20 protein-coding genes are annotated in these 26,226 nt (G+C 64.4%); 8 read left to right on the plus strand and 12 right to left on the minus strand.

Going from position 1 to position 26,226, the window contains the following annotated elements; all coding sequences use genetic code 11:
- The first annotated feature begins 105 nt into the window (after window positions 1–105).
- The gene (locus tag DKK67_RS05835; protein ID WP_111495283.1) at window positions 106–1,272 is read left to right on the plus strand and encodes an NADH-dependent flavin oxidoreductase; all 1,167 of its coding nucleotides are present in this window, start codon (window positions 106–108) and stop codon (window positions 1,270–1,272) included.
- Window positions 1,273–1,320: 48 nt separating this feature from the next.
- Here DKK67_RS05835 and DKK67_RS05840 read toward each other — a convergent pair whose 3' ends face one another.
- The 4 genes from DKK67_RS05840 to DKK67_RS05855 form a co-directional block, all read right to left on the minus strand.
- The gene (locus DKK67_RS05840) at window positions 1,321–3,570 is read right to left on the minus strand and encodes a hypothetical protein (RefSeq protein WP_111495284.1); all 2,250 of its coding nucleotides are present in this window, start codon (window positions 3,568–3,570) and stop codon (window positions 1,321–1,323) included.
- Window positions 3,567–4,319 (minus strand): TVP38/TMEM64 family protein, encoded by a 753-nt coding sequence (locus DKK67_RS05845; RefSeq protein ID WP_111495285.1) that lies wholly within the window; start codon window positions 4,317–4,319, stop codon window positions 3,567–3,569. The genes DKK67_RS05840 and DKK67_RS05845 overlap by 4 nt, the downstream gene beginning before the upstream one ends.
- A gap of 328 nt (window positions 4,320–4,647) precedes the next feature.
- A complete protein-coding gene (locus tag DKK67_RS05850; RefSeq protein WP_111495286.1) occupies window positions 4,648–6,603 on the minus strand; it encodes a sensor histidine kinase in 1,956 nt (651 codons plus the stop codon).
- Window positions 6,604–6,918: 315 nt separating this feature from the next.
- Window positions 6,919–8,133: an MFS transporter gene (locus DKK67_RS05855; RefSeq protein WP_111495287.1), complete on the minus strand. Its 1,215-nt coding sequence runs from the start codon at window positions 8,131–8,133 to the stop codon at window positions 6,919–6,921.
- Between the two features lie 441 nt (window positions 8,134–8,574).
- Between DKK67_RS05855 and DKK67_RS05860 the strand changes: the two genes are divergently transcribed.
- From DKK67_RS05860 to ypfJ, 3 genes are all read left to right on the plus strand, one after another.
- On the plus strand, window positions 8,575–9,969 hold the full coding sequence (locus DKK67_RS05860) for a sigma-54 interaction domain-containing protein (RefSeq protein ID WP_111495289.1): 1,395 nt from the start codon (window positions 8,575–8,577) through the stop codon (window positions 9,967–9,969).
- Window positions 9,970–10,329: 360 nt separating this feature from the next.
- Window positions 10,330–11,439 (plus strand): DcaP family trimeric outer membrane transporter, encoded by a 1,110-nt coding sequence (locus tag DKK67_RS05865; RefSeq protein WP_111495291.1) that lies wholly within the window; start codon window positions 10,330–10,332, stop codon window positions 11,437–11,439.
- Between the two features lie 220 nt (window positions 11,440–11,659).
- Window positions 11,660–12,568 (plus strand): KPN_02809 family neutral zinc metallopeptidase, encoded by a 909-nt coding sequence (gene ypfJ / locus DKK67_RS05870; RefSeq protein ID WP_111495293.1) that lies wholly within the window; start codon window positions 11,660–11,662, stop codon window positions 12,566–12,568.
- Window positions 12,569–12,614: 46 nt separating this feature from the next.
- Here ypfJ and DKK67_RS05875 read toward each other — a convergent pair whose 3' ends face one another.
- From DKK67_RS05875 to DKK67_RS05895, 5 genes are all read right to left on the minus strand, one after another.
- Window positions 12,615–15,467 (minus strand): mechanosensitive ion channel domain-containing protein, encoded by a 2,853-nt coding sequence (locus DKK67_RS05875; RefSeq protein WP_228160519.1) that lies wholly within the window; start codon window positions 15,465–15,467, stop codon window positions 12,615–12,617.
- A 146-nt stretch (window positions 15,468–15,613) separates the two neighbouring features.
- Entirely contained in the window at window positions 15,614–16,324 is a 711-nt protein-coding gene (locus tag DKK67_RS05880; protein WP_111495297.1) for a pseudouridine synthase, read from the minus strand.
- A gap of 22 nt (window positions 16,325–16,346) precedes the next feature.
- The gene (locus DKK67_RS05885; protein ID WP_111495299.1) at window positions 16,347–16,787 is read right to left on the minus strand and encodes a RidA family protein; all 441 of its coding nucleotides are present in this window, start codon (window positions 16,785–16,787) and stop codon (window positions 16,347–16,349) included.
- A complete protein-coding gene (locus tag DKK67_RS05890; RefSeq protein ID WP_111495301.1) occupies window positions 16,784–17,704 on the minus strand; it encodes a sigma-70 family RNA polymerase sigma factor in 921 nt (306 codons plus the stop codon). The genes DKK67_RS05885 and DKK67_RS05890 overlap by 4 nt, the downstream gene beginning before the upstream one ends.
- Window positions 17,705–17,716: 12 nt before the next feature.
- Window positions 17,717–18,193, minus strand: coding sequence for a carboxymuconolactone decarboxylase family protein (locus DKK67_RS05895; protein WP_111495303.1), 477 nt, complete (start codon window positions 18,191–18,193; stop codon window positions 17,717–17,719).
- A gap of 149 nt (window positions 18,194–18,342) precedes the next feature.
- On the opposite strand from DKK67_RS05895, the gene DKK67_RS05900 reads away from it, so the two are divergent.
- Window positions 18,343–18,852, plus strand: a complete 510-nt coding sequence (locus DKK67_RS05900) for a GFA family protein (RefSeq protein ID WP_111495305.1) — start codon at window positions 18,343–18,345, stop codon at window positions 18,850–18,852.
- Between the two features lie 155 nt (window positions 18,853–19,007).
- Window positions 19,008–20,027: a class I fructose-bisphosphate aldolase gene (locus tag DKK67_RS05905; RefSeq protein ID WP_111495307.1), complete on the plus strand. Its 1,020-nt coding sequence runs from the start codon at window positions 19,008–19,010 to the stop codon at window positions 20,025–20,027.
- Between the two features lie 33 nt (window positions 20,028–20,060).
- Here the strand turns inward: DKK67_RS05905 and DKK67_RS05910 are convergent, their stop codons facing one another.
- A complete protein-coding gene (locus tag DKK67_RS05910; protein ID WP_111495309.1) occupies window positions 20,061–20,642 on the minus strand; it encodes a GNAT family N-acetyltransferase in 582 nt (193 codons plus the stop codon).
- Window positions 20,643–20,847: 205 nt separating this feature from the next.
- The gene (locus DKK67_RS05915; protein WP_111495311.1) at window positions 20,848–21,474 is read right to left on the minus strand and encodes an HPP family protein; all 627 of its coding nucleotides are present in this window, start codon (window positions 21,472–21,474) and stop codon (window positions 20,848–20,850) included.
- 227 nt (window positions 21,475–21,701) lie between these two features.
- On the opposite strand from DKK67_RS05915, the gene DKK67_RS05920 reads away from it, so the two are divergent.
- Together DKK67_RS05920 and DKK67_RS05925 are read left to right on the plus strand one after the other, a co-directional pair.
- Complete coding sequence (locus DKK67_RS05920; RefSeq protein WP_111495313.1) at window positions 21,702–22,481, plus strand: SGNH/GDSL hydrolase family protein; 780 nt, start codon at window positions 21,702–21,704, stop codon at window positions 22,479–22,481.
- Window positions 22,482–22,542: 61 nt separating this feature from the next.
- Window positions 22,543–23,583: a hypothetical protein gene (locus DKK67_RS05925; RefSeq protein WP_111495315.1), complete on the plus strand. Its 1,041-nt coding sequence runs from the start codon at window positions 22,543–22,545 to the stop codon at window positions 23,581–23,583.
- Between the two features lie 9 nt (window positions 23,584–23,592).
- Here the strand turns inward: DKK67_RS05925 and DKK67_RS05930 are convergent, their stop codons facing one another.
- Window positions 23,593–26,013: a putative bifunctional diguanylate cyclase/phosphodiesterase gene (locus tag DKK67_RS05930; RefSeq protein ID WP_111495317.1), complete on the minus strand. Its 2,421-nt coding sequence runs from the start codon at window positions 26,011–26,013 to the stop codon at window positions 23,593–23,595.
- Window positions 26,014–26,226: the final 213 nt, after the last annotated feature.

Raw genomic sequence — 26,226 nt, forward strand, 5'->3', positions numbered from 1 at the left:
CGGACTCGCTACCGGGGTATCCCCGAATCCATCCATCGATACATCGCCTGCTGATATCAAACACGCCGCCTTGCCCATGCCGGGGGCGGTCTACTTGGGGTCCTTATGTCCATTGAAGCAACATCCACTCCGTTGACCCATCTGTTCGAGCCTTTCGCGTTCGCCAAGGGCGTCGAACTGCGCAACCGGATTGTCATGGCGCCCATGACCACCTGGTCCGGCAACCGGGATGGCACGGTATCCCATCAGGAGCTGGCCTACTATCGGCGCCGCAGTAAAGGAGCGGGAATGATCATCACGGGGTGCACCCACGTTACGGAGAATGGCATTGGCTTCCAGAACGAATTTGCTGCCCACAATGATTGCTTTATCCCAAGCCTGCGTCACCTTGCCGAATCTGCGAAAAGTGGCGGGGGTAAGGCGATCCTGCAAATATTCCACGCTGGTAATAAGGCGGTGCCTGAGTTGATTGCCGATGGTGACCTGGTCAGCGCCAGTCAAGTAAAGGCCAGTCCGGGGCCGTTCAACAGCGGTGAGCGTGCTCCACGGGCACTGAGCGGCCGAGACATCGCAGACATGATTGAAGCATTCGGTCTAGCCACGCGTCGGGCGATCGAAGCGGGCTTTGATGGCGTCGAATTGCACGGGGCTCACGGTTTCCTGATCCAGAATTTCCTGTCGCCGCGGTACAACCGTCGGCAGGACAGTTGGGGGGGATCGTTGGAAAACCGCATGCGGTTCCCGTTGGCATTGGTTGAGGAGGTGAATCGAGTAATTGACAGGCACGCGAATCAGCCGTTTCTGGTCGGTTACCGACTTTCGCCCGAGGAATCCGACCCTGGTGGCCTGCGCATGGAAGAGACGCTGGCACTGGCTGATCGTCTGGCGGACAGCCGGGTGGATTACTTGCATGTGTCGCTGTCGAACTTACTTGAGGACCAACCCGGACAGGCTTCAGACGGTGTGCTCACCGTCGAGCAATTTATCGAGCGCGTGAACGGACGGATTCCGGTAATGGCGGCCGGGGGATTGCGCACGCCGGAACAGGCCTCCCGGGCCCTGGACCTCGGCTTGCCCCTGATTGCCGTTGGCAAGGGTCTGGTTATGAACGCGGACTGGGTGTCGTTGGCGGAGCAGGGGCGGCAGGACCGGATTCGCACGGAACTGCCGCGCGACGAGCTGCGGCGTATCGGTATCCCGGACAACCTCAGGAAGGTGATCGCCGCGAAGAGCGGCTGGTTTCCCATAAAGGACGACGGGGTTTCCGCTTAGCGTCGACCCGCGTCGTCCTGAACGATAACCTGCCGCCAGGATAGACCGTCACGCATACAACGGCCTCAGCGTCACGGCGCTGTCCCCGTCCGGCACGATGGTGGCCTCGCAGCCCGGCAGTTGCAGGTCCAGCGTGGGGGCTTCGCTGAACCAGTCCGCCTGCCACTCCACGCGATGGGCGCCGTCCGCGGCCGGGCGGATGCACAGGCTGATGGGGCCGAAGGCGGTGGGGGCCGGGCCGAAGCGAATGGGCTGGTCCTGGTCGAGCCAGCGTTCGGGAATGCCGGCGCACAGTACCAGCACGTCGTCCTCTTCGCGCACAAAACAGTTGCGGATCATCAGCACCCACTCCGCTGACGCCCATACGTGGTGGCCATCCCCCATACAACCGCCCAGGGTGGCCGGGTGGATGGCTTCCGGCCATTGCCCGGTGGGGGAGGCCAGTTCCGCCACCGCATCCATCAGCTCCACGTGGCGCGGGTCGCCGGCGCGCAACAGCACCTGCGCCACGTGCAGGGTGAGGTAGGCGTTGAGGCCGGAGTGGATCATGTCCTGGTTGAAGGCGCCTTTGACGAAGCAGCGCTCGATCAGGAAGTCGGCGCCGTCCAGCAGGCGCGGGTCGTCCGGTGCGCACAGCTGGGTGGGGTAGCCCAGTGCCAGGGAGCCGATGGCACCCGCGTCCAGGCGACGATAGGGCGAGGCGGGCATGGCCAGCCGACCCAGGCGGCGCTGGCATTTCTCCAGGCTGCGGTCGACGGCACGGGCGAAGTTGTCCGCCTCGCGCCGGAAGTCGGCGCTGTCGTCCGGCGCTTCGTGGCGCAGCAGGCTGCAGGCGGCCTCCAGTCCGGCAATGCCCCAGAAATCGTCCCAGTAGTAATAGTCGTTGGGCCCCAGGTGCTCGGCACTGAAACCCGCCGGCAGCAGGCCCGCGTGGGGCGCTTCCAGCGTATCCTTGAGTCGCTTGCGCACGATCCAGCGGGCACCGCGTTTGACGGGCCCGACCCAGTTCCTGGGCAGGGGCCGGCCGGTGACTTCCAGAAAGCGGCGCATGATCCACAGGGCCTCGCCGTTGGAGTCCCATTCCCCTTCCTGGGAGCGGAAGTAGCCCAGCGTCGTCTGTCGCTCCGGAAAGCGCGAGAGGGCCCGCTCGGCACGTTGCGTCAGGCCGATGTTGAGCAGGGCATTGATGATGAAGGCGGCGTCCCGGAACCAGAAGCGCTTGTAGGTGAACGGGCCGGGGTAGACGTCGTCCGGCGAGTGCAGCACCAGCGACGCCACCGCCGCATCGTAGAGGAACTGGTAGCGGCTGTCCGGGCATTGCAGTCGGGCAGTGCCGGACAGTTCGTTGGCCCAGCTGTCCGGCAGCGCCGGTGTGGGGGCTTTGCGGGCCAGGGGAATGCGCGCGGTAATGGAGGTGATGCGCCCGCCTTCAACGGGGAACAGGGCGGCGGTGGTGACCATGCCCACATCGCACACGGCGCGGGTCTGCTCCTGGCGGTCCATCAGATGGATATGGACGTCGCCGTTGTGGTAGTCGGAGACATAATGCCGCTGGGCCGGCTCGCTGAAGTCGACCCGGTGTTTGCCGTCCACGGTCCAGCTGTGGCCGTCATCGGACAGGTGCGCCTCGTGGATAAAGCTGATGCCTTCCGGGTTGCTGGGGCGCAGGGACAGCACCAGTGAGGCGTCCACTTCGGCGTGGGCGTCCAGACGCATCTTGCACACCGGAACGCCGCCCTCAAGCTCCACCCAGCAGGTGGTGGTCAGGGCCAGGCCGTCCTGGGCGGATTCGGTGACGATGCGTACGCCGTCGTCGTGCAGCACCTGGCGCTGGCGCGCTTCCGGGGCCCGGGAAGGCAGCAGGCAGCGTCCGTTGCTGGACAACAGCCAGCCGTCCAGCGACCAGCTGTCGAAGAAGGGCGTCAGCAGGCCGCGCGGGTCGACGATGGGCAACTCGTCGCAGTCCGGATGGCCGATGGCGGTCCAGTTGCGGTGGCTCAGGTTGATGTGGGTGATCGAGAAAGCGCGGGGAATGAACGACGGGTCTGTGGGGTCGAACTGGCGCTCGATCCAGTAGGGCCAGACCCAGTCCAGATTGTGCTGGATGACCCGGCTGTTGATCAGTCCTCGGGCGTGGAACACGACGCCCGCCCGTAGCAGTTCGATGGGTTCGCCCACCTCCGATGGCTGGGCGAAGCTGTGCAGCCGGGCCAGCAGGCTGATGGGGTCGAGGAAGTCGTGCTTACGGGCGACGTAGCGGACGATAAAACGCCAGGGCAGCCATTTCATCCAGCTCATGTTGAATCCTCCACGATGTCCTCCTTGCGCGTGTAACGGGCGAGGGCGCGCCGGGCCAGCCGGTTGAGGAAAATCACCGCCACCACGGTACCGACGAAACCGGCGCCGTAGATGGTCCATTCCAGCGGCGAACGGGCGCTCTCACGCACGCCCAGGGTGGTCAGGTCGGCGGCGATGGACCCCAGGTAGACATTGTGGAGAGAAAACGGGATATAGCCAATCAGGCTGCCGACGAAGAAGCCGCGGAAGGAGAAGTTGGTCAGGCCGAAGAAAAAGTTGGAGATCTTGCTGGGAAAGAACGGGATCAACCGCGTCAGCAGCACGATCTTCCAGTCGTGGGGCGTCATTTCCTCGCTCATCAGTTGCAGGTGGGAGCGGGCCATCACGTACCGGCGCGCTTTCTCGCCGAAGAAGTGGCGGGCGATGAAGAACGCCAGCGAACCGCCCAGCACCGTGCCGATGACGACATAGAGGGTGCCTTCCACCACACCGAACACGAACCCCGCGCCGGTGGTGAAGAGCACGCCGGGCAACAGCAGCACCATCACCAGCACCATGATCAGGATAAACAGCAACGGCGCCCAGGCGCCCTGGGCGTCGAACCAGCGCAGCAGGTCCATGACCTGGTGGTGGATGCCGAAGGCGTAAAGCACCGCCAGTATGATGGTGACCGACAGGATACTGGCCACGATGCCCATGACAGGGGAGCGCAGCCAGCCGGCACGGCGATCCAGCTCGGTCTGTTCCATGGCAGGGGACGACCTCCTCGCAGTTCGCTGATCATTGGTTTCAGAGTCTGACAGCCGCCCGGTCGCGCGTGTTCCGTTCGGTGGCGGCGTCATCGATCCCGGCGGCGGTTGCCGCCACGCGGGTTGGACGCTCCCCTTAAATGTGGTGCAGCAACGCGCAACCCTCAAGCCAACTTACAGGATGGCAATGCGCCATGCTGGCTCAGAGAGTCTGGATCGGGGGCCATAGGGTGGATCGGAGGGAATCGCAACAGGGGGCTACCGCATACTCGTGGTGTCGGTGCTGCCCCGCCTCGGCAAGGGGCGCAAATGCATGGCCCGGCCCGACTCAGCGGGACAGGTACACCGGCAGCGAGAGGGTCACGCGGGTCCCGTTGCCCGCAGTGGAATCGATGCTCACGCGGCCGTGCAGGATCAGCGTCACCCACTGGTGGATCTGGTAGAAGCCGAGCCCGGCGTGGCCCTGATCCCGGGCGGAGGTCACGAACGGGTCGAACAGGCAGGTCCGGATGTGGGGCGGAATGCCGCTGCCGTTGTCGCGCACTTCCAACTGAAACATCTCAGAGTCCAGGGGCCGGGCCCAGACCAGCACATGGCCGCTGGTCTGGTTAGTGAACGCGTGGGTGACGGCGTTTTCGATCAGGTTCTGCACCAGTTGTGAAATCAGGCCGGGAAAGGAGCGCAAGGTCAGGTCCGCGGGTACCTGCAGCTCCAGCGTGATGTTGCGGCCGTTCAGTTGGGCTTCCATGGTGCGTACCAGATCCTCCAGTCGCCCGGCTAGCCGGAACAGTTGCAGGGATTCCCGGGAGCGGTCGACGGCGAGGCGCTTGAAGCTGCTGACGCGCTCGACCACCTGTCGCAAGTCGGACTGGGCGCGCTCCAGGCCGTCGGTGCTGGCGCTGATCATCCGGTCCAGTTCATCGGGGTTCCGGGCGCCGCTGGCGAGCCGCTCCAGCAGGTCCAGTTGCTGGTTGCGTACGTTGTCGATCGTGATCAGCGCGTTGCCCGCCGGCAGGCCCAGCTCGTGGGCCACACCGCTGACCAGCGTCCCCAGGGACGACAGCTTGCGGGCTTCCACCACTTCATCCTGCAGGTACTGGGTTTCCTTGTGGGCCTGTAGCAACTGGTTGTAGGCGTCGTTCAGTTCGGTCTTGTCCTGCTGCAACTGGTGGCCGAGGTTGGCCTGCGCCCTCAGGCTGTCGGACAGGCGCATGGCCAGGGCACCGGTCACGGCCGAGAGCAACAGCGCCGTTGCTGCAACCATCAACCCTGTGGTGGTGGCGATACGCCCTGCCAGGTAACCCCGTGTGCCGGTCAGGGCAATCAGCCGCCGTTCCGGCGTACCGCTGCCGGTATTGATGGCCACGCTGCGGGCTGACCACAGGTTGCCGTCGACGATCACGCCGGATAGCCGCTCCCGCCCGCTGATTTGCTGCCACAGCTCAGGCATTGCCTGGTTCAGGGACAGGTTGTTGCGACCCAGCACGTGCCCCCATTCCCGGCCTGGGTCCCCGTGAACCAGCCAGTAACCGCGCTCGTCCAGTAACTGCACCTGGCTCGTCGCGTTGTTGTGACGGCGGATGTCATCCAGAAGCGGCGCGAGGTTCACGTTGGCGACCAGCAGACCGCTGTACATCCCCTGGCTGCTGCCGGTGCGTATGGCCGCGCGCAGGGTTGGCTCGAAGGGGCGCACGATCAGCTGGTTTTCAACATTGAGATTGATGGGGGACAGGTAGACCGACTGCTCGTCCAACTGCAGTGTTTCCTGGACATAAGTGCGATGCGCCTTGCCTTGCAGCCGGTTATCCGGCGCCGGTTGGGCGCCGTCAGGGCCAAAGTTGACGCGAGCCTGTTCCTGCCCGTTGGCATCGATCCAGCGCAGTTGGGAGATCAGTGGCGAGAGTTGCTGTAAGTAGATGAACGCCTGCTCCAGCCTGTCCCGGTCGACCGGCGCATTGCGGCTGAGGGCGGCACCGACGTCGGGATGGGCGCGAATCAGTCTCGGTACCCGCTGCAGGTAGCCCAGCTCCCGGGTCAGCTCGCGATGCATGCTGTCCAGGGTGGCTGTCTGTTGGGTGGTAATCGGGTCGAGGCGTAGCTGCACCAGCGTCTGGTAACCAAAGATCGCCGCCAGCAGGATCAGCGCGCTGACGCTCAGCCAGATCTGGTAGAACAGCCGGTGCCGGGTCAGGTGGGCGGACAGCCCCTCACCTCCGGCGGGTGCCTCGGACACGTCTGGAACCAGCCTGAAATGGCCGACGGTCTCCTGACTGTTAGTCGCCATGGTGCTCTACCCGACTGACGGGTGGCGACCCGGTCTGGACCGGGGACGTGCTTGTCGGTCCCCTCGGGAGTTGCCCGGCGCTGGTTGCGCGGGGAGTGCGTCTGTCCGTGAGCATGATCGGTTCCATCGCCGGATGGCCCGGGAGACGGGCCTGCACTGATCGAGCAGGGCGTTAGGGCGACGCCTGCCGGGTAGCGACCGACTCCCTGTGGCCGCTTACCTGTATCCAGTGTAGACGATTCGAACCGTGGTCAATGTGAAATATGGCCGCGCTCCGCAGAGGAGCGCGGCGTCGCTGGACGGCAGGCGAGCGCGTCAGGCATCACCGGCTTCGGCCGCCACCGGGGCGACGCTGTTCTCCTGGCGCCAGGCCATCAGGAAGATCATCAGGCCGGCCACCGCCGCGCCGGCGCCCACGTAACCGGTGGATTGCCAGCCCAGGCCGGCGGTGATCGCCAGCCCGCCCAGCCAGGGGCCGAGGGCGTTGGCCACGTTGAATGCGGCGTGGTGGGAGGCGGCGGCCAGGGTCTGGGCCTCGTCGGCTACGTCCATCAGCCGGGTCTGCAGGGCCGGGCCGAGTGCGGACATCAGCGCCACCATGAAGCAGACCGCCAACAGCGTCCAGATCGATGCTGTGGCCGTTGGGAAGATCATCAGGACGCCGGCGCTCCAGATCAGCAACCAGCCCACGCTGCGGAACTGCAGGCGGTCGAACAGCCAGCCCCCCAGGATGTTGCCGACGAAACCGCCCAGGCCGAACACCGCCAGGGCGATGGGGATCCAGTTTTCGTCGACGCCGGTGACGTTCAGCAGCGTCGGCGCCAGGTAGCTGAATACACAGAACATGCCGGCAAACCCGACCGCGCCGATGGCCAGCGCGTACCAGAGCTGGGCACCGCGGAAGGCCCGCACCTCGTGCAGCGGGCTGTTGCGCTGCTCGTCCCGGTTCAGCGGCAGGAAGAAGAACACCAGAATGGCGGTCAGCGCGGCGACGATGCTCACGAAGTAGTAGGCATAGCGCCAGTTCAGCGACTGGCCCAGCATGGTGGCCAGCGGGTTGCCGATCAGCAGCGCCAGGGTCAGCCCCATCATCACCCGACTCACCGCCTTGGCCCGCTGGTTGGCGGGTACCAGGGAGGCGGCCACCAGCGCGGCGACCCCGAAGTAGGCACCGTGGGGCAGGCCGGCGATGAAGCGGAAGATCATCAGCGACTCGTAGGTCGGCGCCAGGGCACTGGCGATGTTGCCCAGGGTGTAGAACGCCATCAGCAGGATCAGCAGATGCCGCCGGAACAGCCGTGCGCCGAGGATCGCCAGCAGCGGCGCACCGACCACCACGCCCAGCGCGTAGGCGCTGATCAGGTGGCCCACCTGGGGTTCGGTGATGCCCAGGTCAGCGGACATGTTGGGCATCAGGCCCATGATGGCGAACTCACCGGTGCCGATGCCGAATCCTCCCATGGCCAGGGCGAATTCAATCAGCAGGACCTTGAATTTTGAAAACCCGTGCGAGGGTGTCTGAGCCGTCATGGCATCCCTATCCGTTAAGTGCTTGCTTGAGAACGAGGGCCCGGACCAGCGCGTTGAACGCAGCGCCTTGGGCAAGAGTGAGAGTTTCGATTATCCCAGAAAGGAAGCTTGCGACCTATAAGCGGTTTTGCGAATGCCGAGCGCCTTCAGCCCTGCAGGAAAACGTCAGCTCCCCTCGACAGGCCCTGTGGCACAAGGATGGCGAACGGCTGGATCGCCCGCGCCGTAAGGCGTCATCCTTGAAATCAGAGCCCACAGCCAAAACTGCGTACTCCTGAGCAAGACGCCCCGCCCGTAATTTTCCAGAATCGGTGAATGTTGCGTCACTGTTCTGCGGCATACGGCAGGCCAGGCGGCAGCCTGAAGAGTAGCCGATGTTTGTGTCAGCCGAATGGCAGTGGTGCGTCACGACAAGAACGATAAGACCAAGGGACGAAACCCATGAACGTCCTCGCTGTTCTGGAGGCCTCCCGTACCCTGTTCGATCTGATCGACAGCCCCATGCTGCGCGAACTCGATAGCGCCTGCGAGGGCGTCATCGTGGTCGATCACCAGGCGCGTATCCGCTGGATAAGCCAGCGGTTTCGCCACTGTATGGACCTGCCTGAAGCCGGCTATTTCAACGGTCGGCCGGTTGAGGAAGTGCTGCCGGACAGCTTGCTGCGTCAGGTCACCCGGGACGCTCGGCCGGTGCGTCTGGACCTGTGTCAGCTGAATGGCGTATGGGTAGTGGAAAGCCGTATGCCGTTGCGGGACCGGAGCGGCAAACTGATTGGCGCCATGGGCGTCACCCACAGTCGTCAGCCTGAGACCATCGGCCATTTCGCCGCCAAGTGCCGGCAACTGTTCGACCTGCCCAAGGTGAGCCCGGCCCGGTCGCCCGGGTTGCGCGCCCGCTACCGGTTCAGCGATTTTATTGGCTCCAGCGAGGCGTTGCAGTCCACTCTCGACCGGGCCCGGCAGGCGGCGCGCCTGGACACCACGGTGCTGCTGGTGGGAGAGACCGGTAGCGGCAAGGACATGTTGGCCCAGGCGATTCATAACGCCTCGCTTCGTCGGGACTTGCCGTTCGTTGCGATCAACCTGGCCGCGATACCGGAGGATGCCCTGGAGGCGGAACTGTTCGGCAATGGGGCTCAGACTGCGGGGATGGGCGGACTGATCGAGGCGGCCGGCGGCGGTACGCTGTTTCTTGATGAGATTGGCGATTTGCCCATGGCCTTGCAGTGTAAGCTCTCGCGGTTGCTGCAGAGGCAGGAATACGCTGCTACGAAGGCCGGCCCGGGAGCGCTTCGGATCATCGCCTCCAGTAGTGTAAGCCTGGCCGACCGGGTGCGAGATGGTGATTTCCGTCCGGAGCTCTTCTATCGTCTCAATGTCCTACCAATCGATGTGCCGCCTTTGCGCCAGCGCCCGGGCGATCTGCACGATCTGTGTGATGCTTTCCTGCGACAGATCTGCCTGGCTACGGGGATTTCCCGCAAGCGCCTGTCGCAAAACGCGCTTGAATGCCTCGCCGGCCACAGCTGGCCGGGCAACGTTCGTGAGCTGCGTAACATGCTGGAACAGGCCAGTATCTTCTCTCCCACTGAAACACTCGACGTGGCGGATTTCAACGACCTGGCTTCGCTGCCAGCGCGCGTGATTTCCTTCGCTGGAGACACCGTAGCGCCGCTGAACGATACCCTGGCGCTGGCGGAACTGCAGGCCATCGAACAGGCTTTGCGCGCCAGCGACAACAACCGCACCCAAGCCGCGCGCAAGCTGGGAATTTCCCGCGCCAACCTCTACGACAAGATGCGTCGCCTGGGACTTTCCGTCCGTCCGGCGCACTGATCGCTCCCAGCCGGTTTCCTCCGATTCCCCTTTTTCCGTGCCGGGTCGACTGGCACCGGTATCGTCTGTGGCGTCCGCGATTTTTTGTCCGGCCTTGGCCGCCCGCTTCCGAGTCTGGCGCAATTCAGAGAAGAATGCCGACGAATTTCCCGCCCGTGTGTCCAGTTGAAGAGACACCTGTCCAGACTTTAAGTCATCTACGACTTTGGTCTTAGCCTAATGTGCATAAGTCACTGAATTACAAGCTTGTTACATTCCCGTTTGCGGGTGCGGCCACGTTGTTGGCCACCCTGCGGAACCATAAAAGACCGAACCGGCACAGCGAGGTCGGCGGTAAAAATATCAGGGAGCTTTCTCAGAATGACAGTTAAATTGATGCAACAGGTGTCCCGCTTCAGTGCAATCGGCGCTTTGCTGGTTGCCGGCGGAGCCCATGCCGTGAGTCTGGAAGCGGGCGATTTCGATGTCTCCATGTACGGGTATGCCCGACTCAATATGGCCTATGACCTGGATGCCAACCTGGGCGACGGCGGCACCACCGGTGCGGCCAACATCGGCAACGTGAACACTGGCGACAGCGATGTCGCCGAAGGTCATTTCAACGCCGACGCCAACCAGTCCCGTCTGGGCTTCAGCATAGGCCACACCTCTGGCGTGAACGTGAAGATTGAGTCGGATTTCGTGGGCGGTCCGCGTCTGCGCCACGCTTACGGTACCTACCAAGGCGTTCTGGCGGGGCAGACGTGGTCCAACTACACCTCGTTTGTTGGCAATACATCCACGCTCGATTTCAACAGTACCTACGGTCTGGCCGGCTTTCAGGCTCGCTTCACGCAGCTGCGTTACACCACCGGGGGACTGTCGTTCTCCATTGAGGACCCGCGCACCGTGCTGGCCGGAGGGCTGGAGAAGAAAGACAGCATGCCGGCGGTGACCGCCCGGTATGAAGGGAAGGCTGGCGACCTGTCCTATTCGGTGGCTGGGCTGGTTCGCCAGGCGGGCTATGACGATGGCGCCGACGACGACACGGTGATGGGCTACGGTGCCTTCGCTGCGGCCCGCTTCAGCCTGACCGACCGCATCACCATCCAGGGTGCGGTGAACTACAGCGACGGCACCACCTCCTACCTCTACATCGCGCCGGGTCCCGACGCGTTCCTGGATTCCGACGGCGACCTGGAAACCGTGTCCGGCTATGGCGCCACGCTGGGTATGGGCGTGAAAACCGGGAGCGGCAGCTTCAATGTCGGCTACGGTATGGTCTCGATGGACCTGGACGACGCCGTCGATGCGGGTGCCGTGGCCTCCAGTCAGGATGAGACCCGCAGCACCGCTTTCGTGAACTACCAGTGGAACCCGGTCGAAAATGTTATGTACGGCGTTGAACTGGGCCACTTCGCGGTGGACGATCAGAGCGGCGACGACGGCGATGCCACCCGCATCCTGTTCGCGGCTCAGTACAACTTCTGATCCCTTCTCTGGTTAAGCGCGCACGAGTCTGGCGTCTCGGTTTCGTGCGCGACTCAGGTCATCGATACTCCTCTCCCGCCTCTTGCGGCCCGGCTGTGATCCAGCCGGGTTTTTTTATCGCCAATAGATCCAAGTCCGGCCGGCGGCCTGCGCTATAGTCTGTGAAAGCCCGAGCCTGCGCTGTCCGGGGCTGACCTGAGTGGCGAGCGGGGAGGTGGTCATGCGCTGGCGCGGAAGACGACAGAGTTCCAACGTGGAGGACCGGCGCGGGCAGAGCGCGGGCTATTCGGCCGCCGGGGCGGGCGGGATGATGCTGTTGCGGTTCCTGCCGGCCCTGTTGCGCAGCAAGACCGGGCGTACGGTGCTGATCGTGGCGGTGGTGGCCGTCGTGGGTGCGCGCTTGCTGGGCATCGATCTGTTGCCGATGCTGCTGGGCACCGGTGTTGCGCCCACCACCACATCGTCATCGCGGGAGCTGACCCAGGCGGAACAGGACCGGGTCGACTTCGTGTCCGTGGTCCTGGCGGAAACCGAGGATACCTGGCACGGCATCTTCGCCGACCTGGGTGGGCGCTATCGCGAACCCACGCTGGTGCTCTTCTCCGACCGCGTCAACTCCGCCTGCGGCATGGCGAGTTCCGCGGTCGGCCCCTTTTACTGTCCTGGTGATCAACAGGTCTACCTGGATCTGGCTTTCTTCCGGGAACTCAAGGACCGCTTTGGTGCACCCGGCGACTTCGCCCAGGCCTATGTGGTGGCGCACGAGGTCGGGCATCACGTACAGACGCTGATGGGCATCAGCGATCAGGTGCGCCAGGCGGGGCAGGGGCAGTCAAAGGCCCGGATCAATGCCCTGTCGGTGCGCCAGGAATTGCAGGCGGACTGTTTCGCGGGTCTCTGGGCCCACGCCGCGTCGGAAGGGCAGATCCTGGAAGCCGGTGACCTTGAAGAAGCCCTCAATGCCGCGGCGGCCATCGGGGATGACCGCCTCCAGCGCCAGGCCGGCGGTGCAGTGGTGCCGGACAGCTTCACCCACGGCTCGTCAGAGCAACGGGTGAGCTGGTTCCGGCGTGGTTACGAGAGCGGCGATATTCGGCAGTGCGATACCTTTTCCGAAGTTAATCCATAGTTTGTCGCATTTCATGGATCGTTTCCGGGGCCGTTCATAGCGCGCCTCAGTCTTTGCCGTCGGCATTGTCTGTATCGCCGATGTCCGGGCGATTGTTCTCCGTGCCGTCACTCTTTGCGCTGTTACTGGCGGCACCGGCTCTCCCCGCGCTGGGGGCTTCTGTCCCCGGAAGTTCGCTGCCGGCGGTGCGGATGTGGATATCCCGCTGCGGGAATGGAATCGACACGCCGGCATCGCTTAGCGCTCGGGTGATGGCGGCGTGCAGTTCGTGGTACAGCGGCATGAAATCCAGCAGGTCGCGTACGAACACCCGGACCTCGAAATCGATGCGGCTATCGCCCAGGCCCACGCAGAATACCGCCGGAGCCGGATCGTCGACCACCCGTTCGTTGTCAACGGCCACTTGGTAAAGCAGGTCGCGTACCTTGTCCACGTCGGAGCCGTAAGCGACGCCGACCCGGATGATGACCCGGGTGATGGCGTCGGTCAGGGTCCAGTTGGTCAGATCCTGGGTGACGAAGGTCTTGTTGGGAATGATCTGTTCCTTGCGGTCCCAGTCCACCAGGGTGGTGGCGCGGATGCGGATCCGTGAGACGGTGCCGGTGATGCCGCCGATGCTCACCGTGTCGCCGACCCGGATGGGGCGTTCGAACAGTAGGATGATGCCAGAAACGAAGTTGGCCACGATTTCCTGCAGGCCGAACCCCAGACCCACACCCAGGGCGGCCACCAGCCACTGCATCTGTGACCACTGCACGCCGATCACCGACAGCGAAATAATCACCCCCAGGAAGACGATGATGTAGTTGGCCAGGGTGGTAATGGCGTAACCGGAGCCGGGTTCCAGCTTGAGGCGGCTCAGTATCAGCACCTCCAGCGTGCCCGGCAGGTTCTTGGCCGCCAGTACCGTGCCGGTGCCGAACAGCAGGGCGATCATCAGGTCGCCCAGGGTGATGGGGAGCGGATCGCCGCCTTCGATGCTGGTGGAAATGGTCCACAGGGTCATGTCGTCGAACAGCTGCAGGGCGGGGATAACCCCGTCCCAGAACAGCCAGAGCCCGGTGACGGCAATGGCCAGGATGATGATCCGCACCAGCGAGGTACTCTGCTGGTTGATGTCCTTGAGGTCCATTTCCGGCATGTCGAGGGTGGGCGGCAGGCCCTCGCCTGAGCTTTCCGCGGCTTCCCGGGTTTCCGCCAGTTTGCGTTCAGCCGCCCGCTGCTCGCGCAGACGCTCCAGGGTCATGCGCCGCTCCCGGACCGACAGCCCGCGCAGAGCGAGGTAGTAAAGCAGCGTGGTGAACGCCAGCCAGCAGATACTGACAAAGGCATTGCGCTCCAGTTGCACCGCCGTGTAGTGGTACCCCAGCAACGAGGCAATGGCCAGGACGATGGGCGTACCCACCGCCAGCCAGTGCAGTACACGCAGGGTTTTCTTTTCCTGCTTGCCCCGACGTACCGAACGGATGATGCGGTGGGCGAAGTAGGCCAGCGCCGCCGAGGTGATGGCGAAGACGATGCGTCCCAGGCTGTCCTGATAGGGATCCCCGGCGCTGGTGTTCAGCGTGGCGATGATCACGGTGCCCGGAATCAGGAAGCACAGCAGCAGGGGAATCTGGCGGCGTATCGAGGCCAGTGTATGGGTGTTCCACTTGAAATGCCGCTCCCCCAGACCATCCTGGCGGGCCACCTTGTGGACCAGGTTGAGCAACAGCATGATGAAGGCCCCGGCGCCGAGGCCGCGGGAGACGGCGCTGAAGAAATCGTTGCCTTCCTTGATCAGCAGCGCCCCGAGCGACAGCGCCAGAACGCCGGGCAGCGCCATCAGCACGCTGTAGAACAGGGCCATCAGGGTATACGGGAAGCGATCGCGCCCGACGTTGCCCACGTACTTGCCGGTGGCCTTCAGTGCCGCCTGGATCCGGCGTCGCTTGAACAGCAGCGCACCCAGGAGCAGCGCGATAACCAGCATGCGCATGCCGCGGTCGTCGAAGGACTGGCTCACCGCGTCGGTAAAGGCATCCCACTGGAAGGAACCGACCAGCCAGGCGACGCCCTTGAAGGCCTGCAGGAACACGTCCGCACTGATGACTTCCGCGCTGGGCAGCCAGAACAGGCGCTGCTGCAACAGGCTGCGGTAGGCGTCGATCCGTGTCTGCAGATCGCCAACGGTATTGAAGTATTCGTTGAGTACGTCGATGTGATCGGTTACGGCACCGTGCAACTGGCGCAGCAGTTCGGCGCGTTTCTGGCGCAACTGGCCGCGGGCATCGTCTTCCGGGTTGAGGACCGCCTCGTATTCCTCCAGCCGCAGTTGCTCTTCCCGGGCGGCGGACAGTTTGTCCTTGATGCCTTCACTCAGGCTGGTGGCGATGGTCTGGCGCTCCAGGCGGTCGAGCCGCTGCTGCAGCAGGTTGGCGTATTCCTCGGTGAGGTTCAGCCCGGCCCGCTCCAGGCGCAGCTCGAAACTCTCGTACTCGTTGTCCAGGCGCTTGAGCAGGGATTGGGCGTAGGCCAGGCGATTGCGGGTGGAATCCAGCGCCACCAGGCGCTCGTCGAGGGATTCGCGCAGGGCCTGGATCTGCTGGCGGATATCCGCGTTCTCACTGGAAGGCAGCCGGGTTTTCAGCGGTTCGGACTCGTCTTCCTCGATGTTGGGCTGGACCGGTTCCGCCTTGGGCTCGGGCGGTGGCTCCTTCTTCTCCTCCTGTTTTTCGGACTCGGCGCTCTCGTCGTTGGAGGCGTCGGACGCGTCGGCGGATGAGGACTGTTCGGGCGCGGCCTCCGCCGACGACGGCTCTTCAGCGGCAACCGGTCCGGCCAGCAGCAGGAACAGAAACAGGCCCATCAGGCCGACGGCGGGAGACTTCCGCCAAAGTCGTGGGAACGACAGCACCATGCAGCAACATCCTATGCCCGTAAAAATACCTGAGTGTACACGGCCCGGACGGTGGGCGGGATGACGAGAGCGTTAATCGCCAGTGGTCCGTCACCGTTGCCCGGGCGCGGCGCGCAATGCCAAGCCAATCAAAAGGATAGCGGATTTTACCGGATATTGGCGTTTTCCCGGACCGAGTCGATCTCCGCCGGGGTCAACGGGCGGCTTTCGCCGGGGGCCAGGGTCGGGTCCAGACGGATCGCGCCCATGCTCTCCCGGTGCAGGGCGGAGACACGGTTGCCGACCGCCGCGAACATTCGTTTGACCTGATGGTAGCGGCCTTCATAAATGGTGAGCCGGCTCTCCCGGCAACTGATGGGGTCAAGCCGCGCCGGGGAGGTGGTCAGGTCTTCATGGGCCAGGTAAATGCCTTCGGCAAAGCGGTTGGCGGTGTCCGGTGAGATGGGATCGCGGGTGGCCACCCGGTAGGTCTTGGGCAGCTTGAGGCCGGGTTCGGTGAGCTGGCGCGACCAGCGGCCGTCGTTGGTCAGGATCAGCAGTCCCGACGTGCTGCGATCCAGGCGTCCGCCGATATGCAACTGGTCGCGCACACCCGCCGGCATTAGCTCGATCACCGTGGGCAGGGCCGGATCGCTGGTGGCGCTGAGGTAGCCCACCGGTTTATGCAGCATCAGGTAATGCGCCGTCTGCGCCTGCAGCACCTGGCCGTCCAGGCCGACGTGGCTGAAGCGGTCGACGTTGCGATTGGGTGCCCGCACAGGACGATGGTCGAGCGTCACCCGACCCGCCGCGATGTGACGGCGCACCGTCTGGAAGGGCAGGCCGGTGTGTTTGCTGATAAAGCGGTCGAGTCGCATGAAGTCCCGGCGGTGGATGGCGTCAGAGCATTTCCGCCATTGTCGCGTCCTGCGGCAGAACCGCAAGCGCTTCGACCTCGAACAGCATGCCTTCGAGCGCCAGCCGGGGGACGGGAATCAGCGTCTGGGTCGGCAGTGCGGCGTCGCCCCAGGCGGCTTTGAGCTCCTCGCCCAGGATCGCCAGCTTGTCCTCGTCGTGGTCGACGATCAGCGTGGTGAGCTTGGCGACATCGCCGAGTTCGGCGCCGGCGGCGTTGACCGCCACCTTCAGGTTGGCCAGGGCCCAGCGGACCTGCAGGTGAAAGTCGGCGGGCAGTTCGCCGTGGACGTTTTCCCCTCCTTGCCCGGCGACCAGGATCAAGCGGCTGTTGGGGGCCACCTGCGCCAGGTGTGAATAGCTATTTTCGGTGGGATCGTACAGACCTTCCGGATTGCTCAGGGTCAGTGCGTCGTCGTGGCTCATGAGTCGTCTCTCCCGTTTGGGGTGTCGCAGATTGAGTCTGGTACGTGATGGGCCAAATGATCCAGCTTGGCCGGATTGCGGATGACATAAATTTCGGTAATGCGGCCGTCACGGCAGGCGACCGCCGTGGCCTGCAGGAAGCCGTCGGCCTCCACCGTCAGCCAGCCCGGCAGGCCATTGACGGTTACCGCCCGCCGCCAGCGCGGAGGCTGGTTGCGCTTGCGGGCCAGGCCGGCAAACATGCGGCTGACACGATCGGCGCCGTGAATTACCCGCAGCGCCGCGGCGCGCACGCCGCCACCGTCGGCATGCAGGCGGACGTCATCGGCCAGCAGCCGGCTCAGGGCATCGGTGTCGCCGGCTCGCGAGGCGCGAAAGAAGGCGGCGGACAGCTTCTCGCCCTGGGCCGGGTTGGTTTCGAACCGCGGACGGGCCGACTGGACGTTCAGGCGGGCGCGGCGCGCCAACTGACGGCAGGCCGTTTCGCTGCGCTGCAGGGCCGCGGCGACCTGGGTGAAATCCAGCTCGAACACGTCGTGCAGCAGGAAGGCGGCACGCTCCAGTGGCGACAGCCTTTCCAGCGCCAGCATCAGGGCGAAGTGCACGTCCCGGGCCAGTGCCTCGTCGGCGTCGGGGCCTGCGGCGTCCGCCACCAGCGGTTCCGGCAGCCAGGGGCCGACGTAGGTTTCGCGCCGGTGCCGGGCCTCTTTCCAGCGATCCAGGCACAGCCGGCTGACCACCGTCGACAGCCAGGCCCTAGGGTTGTCGATGCTCGGCCGGTCGGCGTTGTGCCAGCGCAGGTAGGCGTCCTGCACCACGTCGTCAGCCTCTGACACGGTGCCCAGCATGCGATAGGCCAGGCCCTTGAGCGTCGGACGATGGGCTTCGAAGTCGGTGGCCGGTCCATCGCTGGGCATGATCGATTCTCCCTAGGATGCCACCGCCGGTTCAGCGGACGCCTGAGGCGTCGTGGGGTGGACGTTGCGGAAGCCGACGGCAATGCGGTTCCAGACGTTGATGCCGCCGATCAGCAGAGTCAGGTTGACCAGCTCCGTCTCGCTGAACTGGGCCCGTGCCTGCTCGTAATCGGCATCCGGGGCGCCGGTGTCGGCCAGCCGTGTCAGGCTTTCGGTCCAGGCCAGGGCGGCGCGTTCCCGCTGTGAGTACAGCGGCGATTCGCGCCAGGCCGGCAGCAGATACAAGCGCTCTTCGGATTCCCCGGCCGCCCGGGCATCCTTGGTGTGCATATGGATGCAGTAGGCGCAGCCGTTGATCTGCGAGGCACGGGTCTTGACCAGTTCGATCAGACTGTACTCCAGACCACAGTGACGTGTGTAGTCTTCCAGTTTCGTCATGGCTTCGATGGCGTCCGGCGCCGCTTTGTAGGCATTCAGTCGTGCTTGCATGGAGGCTCCTCCGGTTGGATTGGCTTTCAGTAACAGGACGAGACAGCCACACGGAATGTGACACGGCGGGCTGTTTTTTTAACGGCGGCTTTTCAGGCTTTGTCAGTCGCGGTAGCTTGGAAGGTACATGGCCAATCGGGAGAGGCAGTATGAAGCTTGATGGATCCTGTCATTGCGGCGCCGTGAGGTTCTCGGTGCAGTCGGCGCATTTCTATCCGTTCAATCTCTGTTACTGCACCATCTGCCGCAAGACCGGCGGTGGCGGTGGTTACGCCATCAACCTGGGTGCCGATTACCGCACGCTGCGGGTCACCGGTGAGGAGAACATTACCGTCTACCGGGCGCGCCTGGCGGATGCTGAAAGTGGCACCATCGCCCAGAGCTCGGGCCAGCGCCATTTCTGCAAGGTCTGTGGCAGCAATCTTTGGCTGTACGACCCGAACTGGCCGGACCTGGTGCATCCGCTGGCCTCGGCGATCGACACCGAGCTGCCGGAGGCGCCGGAACGGACGCACCTGATGGTGGCCTTCAAGCCGGGGTGGGTGCCGCTGGCGCCGGGCCCGCGGGACAAGGTGTATGACGAGTACCCCGAGGAATCCCTGGCGGAGTGGCACCAGCGCCTGGGTCTGGAAGACCAGTGGCCGGACGACGCGTGTTAGGACGAATGGCGCCAGCCGGAACGGCTATTCATAAGGGGGCGAGGCGCTGGTCGGTCTTCCATGACGACTCCATTAACACCTTGTTGGACACCTTGCCGCTTGTTCAGAAATCAGCAAGTATCTTGGAACCAGAGTAGACACAAGGAGGAGTAAACATGTCGAGCAGCGCTGAGCTACAGCAAACCATCGAAGACATGATTGATGCCAGCCGCGGGATCCTGGCGGCCGATGAAAGCACCGGCACCATGACCAAGCGGCTCAACGCGGTCGGGGTGGATTCCACCGAGGAGAACCGGCGCTGGTATCGATCCATGCTCCTGTCGACGCCGGACGTGGGGCGTTACATCTGCGGCATCATCTTCTACGAGGAAACCCTGGGCCAGAAAGACGACAAGGGTACGCCCCTGCCGGAACTGGCGGCGTCCCAGGGGATTGTTCCGGGCATCAAGGTGGACAAGGGCAAGGGCGACCTGCCGGGCGCGCCGGGTGACCAGATCACCTACGGCCTGGACGGCCTGGCCGAACGCCTGGATGGCTACAAGGCCCAGGGGGCTCGTTTCGCCAAGTGGCGCGAGGTCTATCCCATTACCGATCACAACCCCACCGCCCTGGGGCTGACCGCCAACGCCGAGATGCTGGCGCGCTACGCGGCGGCCTGCCAGGCAGCCGGCATCGTGCCGATCGTCGAGCCGGAAGTCCTGATCGACGGCAACCACAGCATGGAACGGGCGGCGCAGGTGAACGAGCAGGTCTGGCACGCCGTGTTCCATGCCCTGCACCAGCATAACGTGGTGCTTGAGCACATGATCCTCAAGCCCAGCATGATCACCCCGGGCAAGGAACGCGGCAAGGCGTCGCCGGAAGAGGTGGCGGACATGACCATCCGGATCCTGCGGCGTACGGTTCCGGCGGCGGTGCCGAGCATCAATTTCCTGTCCGGCGGCCAGACGCCGGAAGAAGCGACCGCCAACCTCAACGCCATGAACCGGATGCGTGAGCGGGCTCCCTGGCACCTGAGCATGTCTTATGGCCGGGCCCTGCAGGAAGACGCCATGCGCGCCTGGGGCGGCGATCCGGCCAACCTGGAAGCGGCCCAGCAGGCGTTTCTCAAACGCGCGCGGCTGAACAGCCAGGCCCGGCTGGGCGAGTATTCGGCGGATCAGGAAGCCGCCTGACGATTCCCGGGCAGGCTTTCAGGCCTGCCCGGTTCACTGTCCTACGCGGCGGATCAGCAGGAGAATGCGCCCGTCGTGGGGCATGCTGGGGTGGCCGACCACCGGTCGGCTGTCCACTTCCATATAGCCCAGTCGCCGGTATAGCCGGACGGCGCCCTCGTTCTTCTCGAACACCTGAATGCTGATCAGCTCGCATCCCGCCTCGATGGCCCAGCCGTCGACCCGTGCCATCAGCGCACTGCCAATCCCCTGGTGACGATAGGCCGGATAGGTGGCCAACATGTTGATGTAGTAACTGCCAGGGACGCGTTGCTCCAGCTCGACCAACGGCCGGATAAAGTCGGGCAGGGCATCGAGGTCTTCGAATTCCCCCGCGTCAGGCAGGCGGTAGGCCAGTAGCATCCCGGCGACGCGATCGCGGTCCATGGCCAGGTGAACATTACGGTAGGAGAAGTTCTGCGCTCCGCCGGCGGCTTTTTCCGCGCCGTATTCCAGGGCGCTCTGGTGTGGCTGGCGCGCCTGTTCCCAGAAGTAGCCGGGAACCCCCTCGCCGGCAATAAGGGCCAGCTCAGCGATGCTCAGCCCGTACTCCGGTGTCGCCTTGATAACATCCATCCCACCCTTCCTCCCTGAGGACAGTCTCGATATAGCGCCGATGGCCTGGACGGAGCGTTCATCCAGCGCGTCGTGCCACACGTCGGCGCAGGCGCTTTCAGACGCCGCCCTGTCTTCGATGCGGCGGTCTTTCTATGGTGCTATTACGGCGCTATATAGAGTTATAGGCGGTCTGTGCCGTCAGGCCAAGCCGGCCGGCGAACGCTCACTGACCCGCGGTGGCAGTCGCGCCGGGAGGGTCGGGCGCATGGCGCCAGAGCGGGTAGCGAAGGCCGGCCAGGCGATTGAGGGTAAAGGCCTGCAACAGCAGCAGGGTCACCCCCGCCAGGACGATCGGCAACTGATGGAAGTCGGGCATCAGCCCCAGTGACACGATCAGTGCGGTAGCCCCGGCCGGCGGATGCGGTACGCGAAGCCACACCATGAGGAATCCGGTTGTGCCCAGGGACATCGCCGCTGCCGCCACCCGCGGCAGATCCACCCCGGTAAAGATGGCCGAGGGTGCATGGGCCAGGCCGAACAGGTGCAGACTGGCGTAGCCCATCAGTGCCCCCACCAGGTGCCCGCAGAACGTATTGCGCGGAGACGCGGCCGACGCCATGGGCGCATGGAACAGAATGAACGCGGTGGCTCCCAGCGACGGGAAGATGAAAGCCTGCTGGGTGATCAGTGCGACGAAGGCGATCAGGGCGATACTGATGGTGCCGTTGATGAAGCTGAAACAGGCCACCACCGAGCGATGGCTGTAGCGGTTGGCCAGGCGCTCCAGATGCAGGGTCTGGAGGACACCGGAGACGAGTTGCCAGCGTCGGCGTTCGTTTCTGTTTCCCATGGCAGGCGGTCGGTCGGAAGAAAAAGGGTGTAGACGATACGCCCCAAAACAATGCGCGCGCAATAAAATGGTGCGTACCGGGATGATGTGCGTCAAAAATGAGCGGCTGACGCCGGAATATCAAGGAGGATTGCCTGTTTGTTAACCAGTTCCCAAAGTGGCGGCCGACGGTGTTGCTAGAGTGCCTGTGCAGTTCTTGTACAACGACAACAAGACAGGGAACGACAATGGAACAAGTGACACATCAGGGGCCAATGGTGCCCGGACATTATTTCAAACATCTCCTGCGGGCCGCCGGTGCGGTCGCTTTGGCGGCCGTACTCACCGGTTGTGGTGGCGCCGGCAGTCTGCTCAGCAATCCCCGCGTGACCGATGCCGACAATGACCAGGTGGTCACCGTCGGCGACTCGATCTTCGCGCTGTCCGGGGAGCTGCAGGATTTCCTCGAGGAAGAAGCGGGTGAGACCTTCCGCCGTTACACGCTCTCCGGTGCGGAGATTACCGGCGGCGCCCTGGCGACGTCCGTGGCGAACCAGTATCGGCAGGCCTACGCGGACAATCCGGCCATCGACACGGTGGTGATGGATGGCGGCGGGAACGACATCCTGATTCCGGCGATCGCCCTCGATCCGTACGACTGCAAGACCCAGTGGTACGAGTTCGGCCAACTCAGCGACAAGTGCAAGGCGCTGGTGGACGACATCTACGTGGACGCGGTCAACCTGCTCAACGAGATGCACGCGGACGGCGTCGATAACGTCATCTACCTGGGCTACTACTACACCAAGAACGGTGTTTTCCTGCTCGACAGCATGGAGGAGGCCGTGGATTACGGCGATCTCCGTCTGGGGCAGGCCTGCAGTTTCTCGGTGGCCAACTGCCAGTTTGTCGATCCGCGCGCGTCGATCAGCGACGGCGACATCATCGCCGACGGCATCCACCCCAACACCAACGGATCGCGCAAGCTGGCCGACCTGGTCTGGCCCAGGCTGCAACCGTTGCTCTGATAACGCATCGGGCGGCGGCAATGCGTCGCCCGCTTTCCGCATCCCACTCGAATGAAGCCTTATGAAACGTTGGTTGTTTGCCGCCTGTGTGCTGGCTACCGGCACGGTCGCCGCCGTGGTCACATCGCCGTTGGTGGAGCGTCTGGATAGCGACCGGTCTGCAGCGTCACCGGAATCCCGGGTGTCGACCCCGGCCGTCGGGGACGCCGCCCCTGCCGAGCCATCGCTGCCGGGCGAGTCCGACCGGCAGCGCTTTGTCCGCGAACTGGCGCAGCAACTGCGGGAAACCTACGGCGACAATATCGCCAATGCAGGGGTCCAGGCCTCGTTGCTGGAGGTCAAGCGCCGGCTGCTCAAGCGTTATCCGGATGAGGGCGCGGCGCTGTTCGAGGCGGCCGTCAAGCGGGCGTTTGCCGACAGGGCGCCGATGGTCCTGCGGACGGTCAGCCGTATGGAGCGTTATCGCGACTGGCTGCTCGATCATCAGGTCGCGCTGGCGGACATGGCGCCGCTGGAAAAGAACGGCGCGCTGTGGAGTCAGCGTCGGGCGCTGTTTGGCGCCGATGCGGACGTCATCTGGGCGCACGAGAAAGCCGCCTGGGCACAAAAGCGTGAGGCGCTGAAGGAAGACATTCGCCGCCTGGATCAGGACCGGACCGTTTCACTCAACGAAGCCCTGTATCAACTGCAGACCAGCCTGGACGAAGCCTACGGCTCGGAGCTGGAAGCCCTGGCCATGGACCGCGGCACCGTGGCCAACGTCTACTTCGGACTGGACTCGGTTCAGGACAGGCTCGCCGGGCTGGACGCCGACGCCCGTCAGGCCCGCATCAACGACATTCGCCGCCAGCTCGGCTACAGCCAGGAGCAGTTGGCGCAGCTGGAAGCCGAGGACCAGTATCGCGAAGCACGCTGGCAAAACGGCTATGCCTACATGGCCGAGCGTGACCGGCTGACGCAATCGCTGGATGGTGACGCCCTGCAACAGGCTCTCGTCCAGTTACGCCAGGACTATTTCGCCGCCGAGGCGCGAACGATCCGCCTGGAGGAGCAAAACGGGTTCTTCCGCTACGAACGGCCGCGTCTGTACGGTCGCAACTGAGCCGGGATACTAGCCGGGAATCACGCCGACGCGCAGCGCCGTCGTATCGGGAGGCTCTTGCAGCAAATCCGTCAACGGGCGTGGTCGATGCAGCCCGAAGCCCTGCAGGTAATTGACGCCCAGGCGCTCCAGGTTGGCACGCACCGCCTCCGTTTCCACGAACTCGGCGATGGTCTGCATACCCAGTGTGTGTCCGATCTCGTGGATCGCCCGGACGATGGCCCGGTCGGTTGGCCGGTCGCCGATGTGGCGCACGAAGCTGCCGTCGATCTTGAGAAAGTCCACCGACAGCAGGCTGAGGTAGCTGAAAGAGGAGACGCCGGTGCCGAAATCGTCCAGCGCGAAGGTGCATCCCAGCCCGGCCAGGCGCTGCATGAAATCCTGCACGTCCGAGAGATTCTGGGCGGCCGCCGTTTCAGTGATCTCGAAGCAGAGCTTGTGGGCCGGCACCCGGGACTGTTCGATCTGCGCCACCACGAAACCGGTGAAATCCGGCTGGTCGAAGGAGCGACCCGAGAGGTTGATGTGGCAGGCCTCGAGTTGCGTCAGGTGATCGGGATGGCGGGCCAGGGTGCTGAGCACCTCGGTAACGACCCAGCGATCCAGCTTGTTGATGATGCCGAAGCGCTCCGCCGCCGGCAGGAACGCCGAGGGCGGTATTGGCTGTCCTTCCTCGCCGGTGAGCCGGATCAGAACCTCATAGCGCAGCCCCGGCCTCGCGCCGCTTGAGGGCACAATCAGTTGCGCGTCCAGGTGGAAGCGATTCTCCAGCAGGGCCGTCTGGATGCGGTTGAGCCAGGCCATTTCCCCCTGCTGGCGGTGCAGCTGCTGGTCGTCCTCCGCGGACAGGTAGACCCTGTTGCGGCCGCCCTCCTTGGCCATGTAACAGGCGATATCCACCGCGCGCAGCAGGCCACTGATGTCCGGTGCCTGGGCGCTGACTGGTACCACACCGATACTGGCGCCGATGGAATGGCTTTTCCCTTCCCAGGTGAAGACGATGTCCTCCAGCGCCGCGCGCAGCTTTTCCGCAATCCCCGAGGCGGTTTCCAGGTCGCAGTCCTCCAGGATCAGGCCGAATTCGTCGCCCCCCAGCCGGGCCAGCACGTCGCGCTCACGAACGGAGTCGGCGGCCAGCCGCGACACCTGGCGCAGCAGTTCGTCGCCGGCGCCGTGCCCGGAGGTGTCGTTGACCACTTTGAACTGGTCCAGGTCGATAAAACACAGGGCGTGCTGGCCGCCCTCGGCACGGGTCTGACCCAGCATGGCCGCCAGCCGGTGCTCGAACTCGCGTCGGTTGAGCAGGCCGGTGAGTTCGTCGTGGGTGGCCTGGTAACTGAGTTTCATGGCCATGCGGCGCGATTCGGAAATGTCCTCAAGCATGACCACGAAATACCCCGGCCCTTGTTGTCCCTCCTGCATCCGGGACACGGTCAGGCGCGCCCACAACAGATCACCGCCGGTTTTCTGCAGCCGCTGCTCCACCGTGTAGCTGGCGGTGTGGCCAGTGAGCAGGTCGCGCCGGGACGATTCACTCAGTAGCCGGTCCTCGGGGTGGATCAGGTCTTCCAGGCGATGGCTCCGGAGTGAGTCCACCGGACGCCCGAGGATCTCCGCGGCTGCCTGGTTGGCGTCCAGCATCCGGCCGTCGGCGCCGACCTGGAGGATGCCAACCGCCGTCTGCTCAAAGATGGCCCGGAATTTCTGGTCGCTGCTGCGCAGCAGGAAGGTCAGGCGATTGGCCAGCAACCAGGCGAGAACCGCCAGCAGGGCGAGGAACACGATACTGGCGATCGACAGAACCTGGGTGGCCCAGCGCGCGGCCTCGCCCATGGCGCTCCGGAAGCGATGCGCATACACACTGAGCTGGTCGTTGACCTGCGATAGCCGGTCTCGCAGCGCCAGCAGGCGCATCCGGTCCGGTGAGGCGCTGCGCCTTTCCTCGGCCAGGGCAAGACTGATATCGCGCAGCTCGGTCAGGTACGGGTCGGTATCCCGCCAGGCCTGGATGGCGCGCTCGAATGGTGCCAGGCCGCCAAAGTAGCGGAACAGCCAGATCATCCCCGCGATGTCGTCGGGATGGTTGTCTCCCTGCAGCAGGCCGGCCCGGGCTGCCTCCCGGTCCAGCTCGCGGGCTTCCATGGCCTGGCGGGCGGCCATGTCACCCAGTGGAATCCGCAGCCATTGATGGCCTGCGTCCAGTTCGGCCTCTTCGCCGGTGGCGGCGTAGGCGTCAAGATGGATACCGGCGGTCAGGTGAGCGCGGGACCAGATGCTCTCGCCACCCACATAGGCGGTGATGGCTGACTGGATCTGGACCACGGATACCGTGAACCCGGCCGCGACGAGCACCAGTACGATCAGACCGGACACCAGGGCCGCGGTTTTCAGACGGTGTTGTCGGGAGGAGGGGGCTGCGCTCCCTGCCATGAAAGCCTCCTTGCAGGCAATGGCGCTGATGGCGTCCTTTGTACCGGCACTGGACTCCGCCGGAGGACGAACGAAGTTGCTGTGACGTCGCGCCTCGGGGGAGCGACACGGCGGGTCGTGTACCCGGGACCGTTCAGCCACTCCCTACTACAACCATAGCTGGAATGCGCCCCATTGCAGGCGGCTTGACAAAAATTGACAGGCGGCGCGATG

The sequence above is a fragment of the Marinobacter bohaiensis genome (genome assembly GCF_003258515.1).
GTDB classification, from domain to species: domain Bacteria; phylum Pseudomonadota; class Gammaproteobacteria; order Pseudomonadales; family Oleiphilaceae; genus Marinobacter_A; species Marinobacter_A bohaiensis.

Bases quoted from the DNA above. Each gene is read 5' to 3' on its own strand.
- DKK67_RS05835 (WP_111495283.1), top strand. From the start codon at position 106: ATGTCCATTGAAGCAACATCCACTCCGTTGACCCATCTGTTCGAGCCT.
- DKK67_RS05840 (WP_111495284.1), bottom strand. From the start codon at position 3,570: ATGAGCTGGATGAAATGGCTGCCCTGGCGTTTTATCGTCCGCTACGTC.
- DKK67_RS05845 (WP_111495285.1), bottom strand. From the start codon at position 4,319: ATGGAACAGACCGAGCTGGATCGCCGTGCCGGCTGGCTGCGCTCCCCT.
- DKK67_RS05850 (WP_111495286.1), bottom strand. From the start codon at position 6,603: ATGGCGACTAACAGTCAGGAGACCGTCGGCCATTTCAGGCTGGTTCCA.
- DKK67_RS05855 (WP_111495287.1), bottom strand. From the start codon at position 8,133: ATGACGGCTCAGACACCCTCGCACGGGTTTTCAAAATTCAAGGTCCTG.
- DKK67_RS05860 (WP_111495289.1), top strand. From the start codon at position 8,575: ATGAACGTCCTCGCTGTTCTGGAGGCCTCCCGTACCCTGTTCGATCTG.
- DKK67_RS05865 (WP_111495291.1), top strand. From the start codon at position 10,330: ATGACAGTTAAATTGATGCAACAGGTGTCCCGCTTCAGTGCAATCGGC.
- ypfJ (WP_111495293.1), top strand. From the start codon at position 11,660: ATGCGCTGGCGCGGAAGACGACAGAGTTCCAACGTGGAGGACCGGCGC.
- DKK67_RS05875 (WP_228160519.1), bottom strand. From the start codon at position 15,467: ATGGTGCTGTCGTTCCCACGACTTTGGCGGAAGTCTCCCGCCGTCGGC.
- DKK67_RS05880 (WP_111495297.1), bottom strand. From the start codon at position 16,324: ATGCGACTCGACCGCTTTATCAGCAAACACACCGGCCTGCCCTTCCAG.
- DKK67_RS05885 (WP_111495299.1), bottom strand. From the start codon at position 16,787: ATGAGCCACGACGACGCACTGACCCTGAGCAATCCGGAAGGTCTGTAC.
- DKK67_RS05890 (WP_111495301.1), bottom strand. From the start codon at position 17,704: ATGCCCAGCGATGGACCGGCCACCGACTTCGAAGCCCATCGTCCGACG.
- DKK67_RS05895 (WP_111495303.1), bottom strand. From the start codon at position 18,193: ATGCAAGCACGACTGAATGCCTACAAAGCGGCGCCGGACGCCATCGAA.
- DKK67_RS05900 (WP_111495305.1), top strand. From the start codon at position 18,343: ATGAAGCTTGATGGATCCTGTCATTGCGGCGCCGTGAGGTTCTCGGTG.
- DKK67_RS05905 (WP_111495307.1), top strand. From the start codon at position 19,008: ATGTCGAGCAGCGCTGAGCTACAGCAAACCATCGAAGACATGATTGAT.
- DKK67_RS05910 (WP_111495309.1), bottom strand. From the start codon at position 20,642: ATGGATGTTATCAAGGCGACACCGGAGTACGGGCTGAGCATCGCTGAG.
- DKK67_RS05915 (WP_111495311.1), bottom strand. From the start codon at position 21,474: ATGGGAAACAGAAACGAACGCCGACGCTGGCAACTCGTCTCCGGTGTC.
- DKK67_RS05920 (WP_111495313.1), top strand. From the start codon at position 21,702: ATGGAACAAGTGACACATCAGGGGCCAATGGTGCCCGGACATTATTTC.
- DKK67_RS05925 (WP_111495315.1), top strand. From the start codon at position 22,543: ATGAAACGTTGGTTGTTTGCCGCCTGTGTGCTGGCTACCGGCACGGTC.
- DKK67_RS05930 (WP_111495317.1), bottom strand. From the start codon at position 26,013: ATGGCAGGGAGCGCAGCCCCCTCCTCCCGACAACACCGTCTGAAAACC.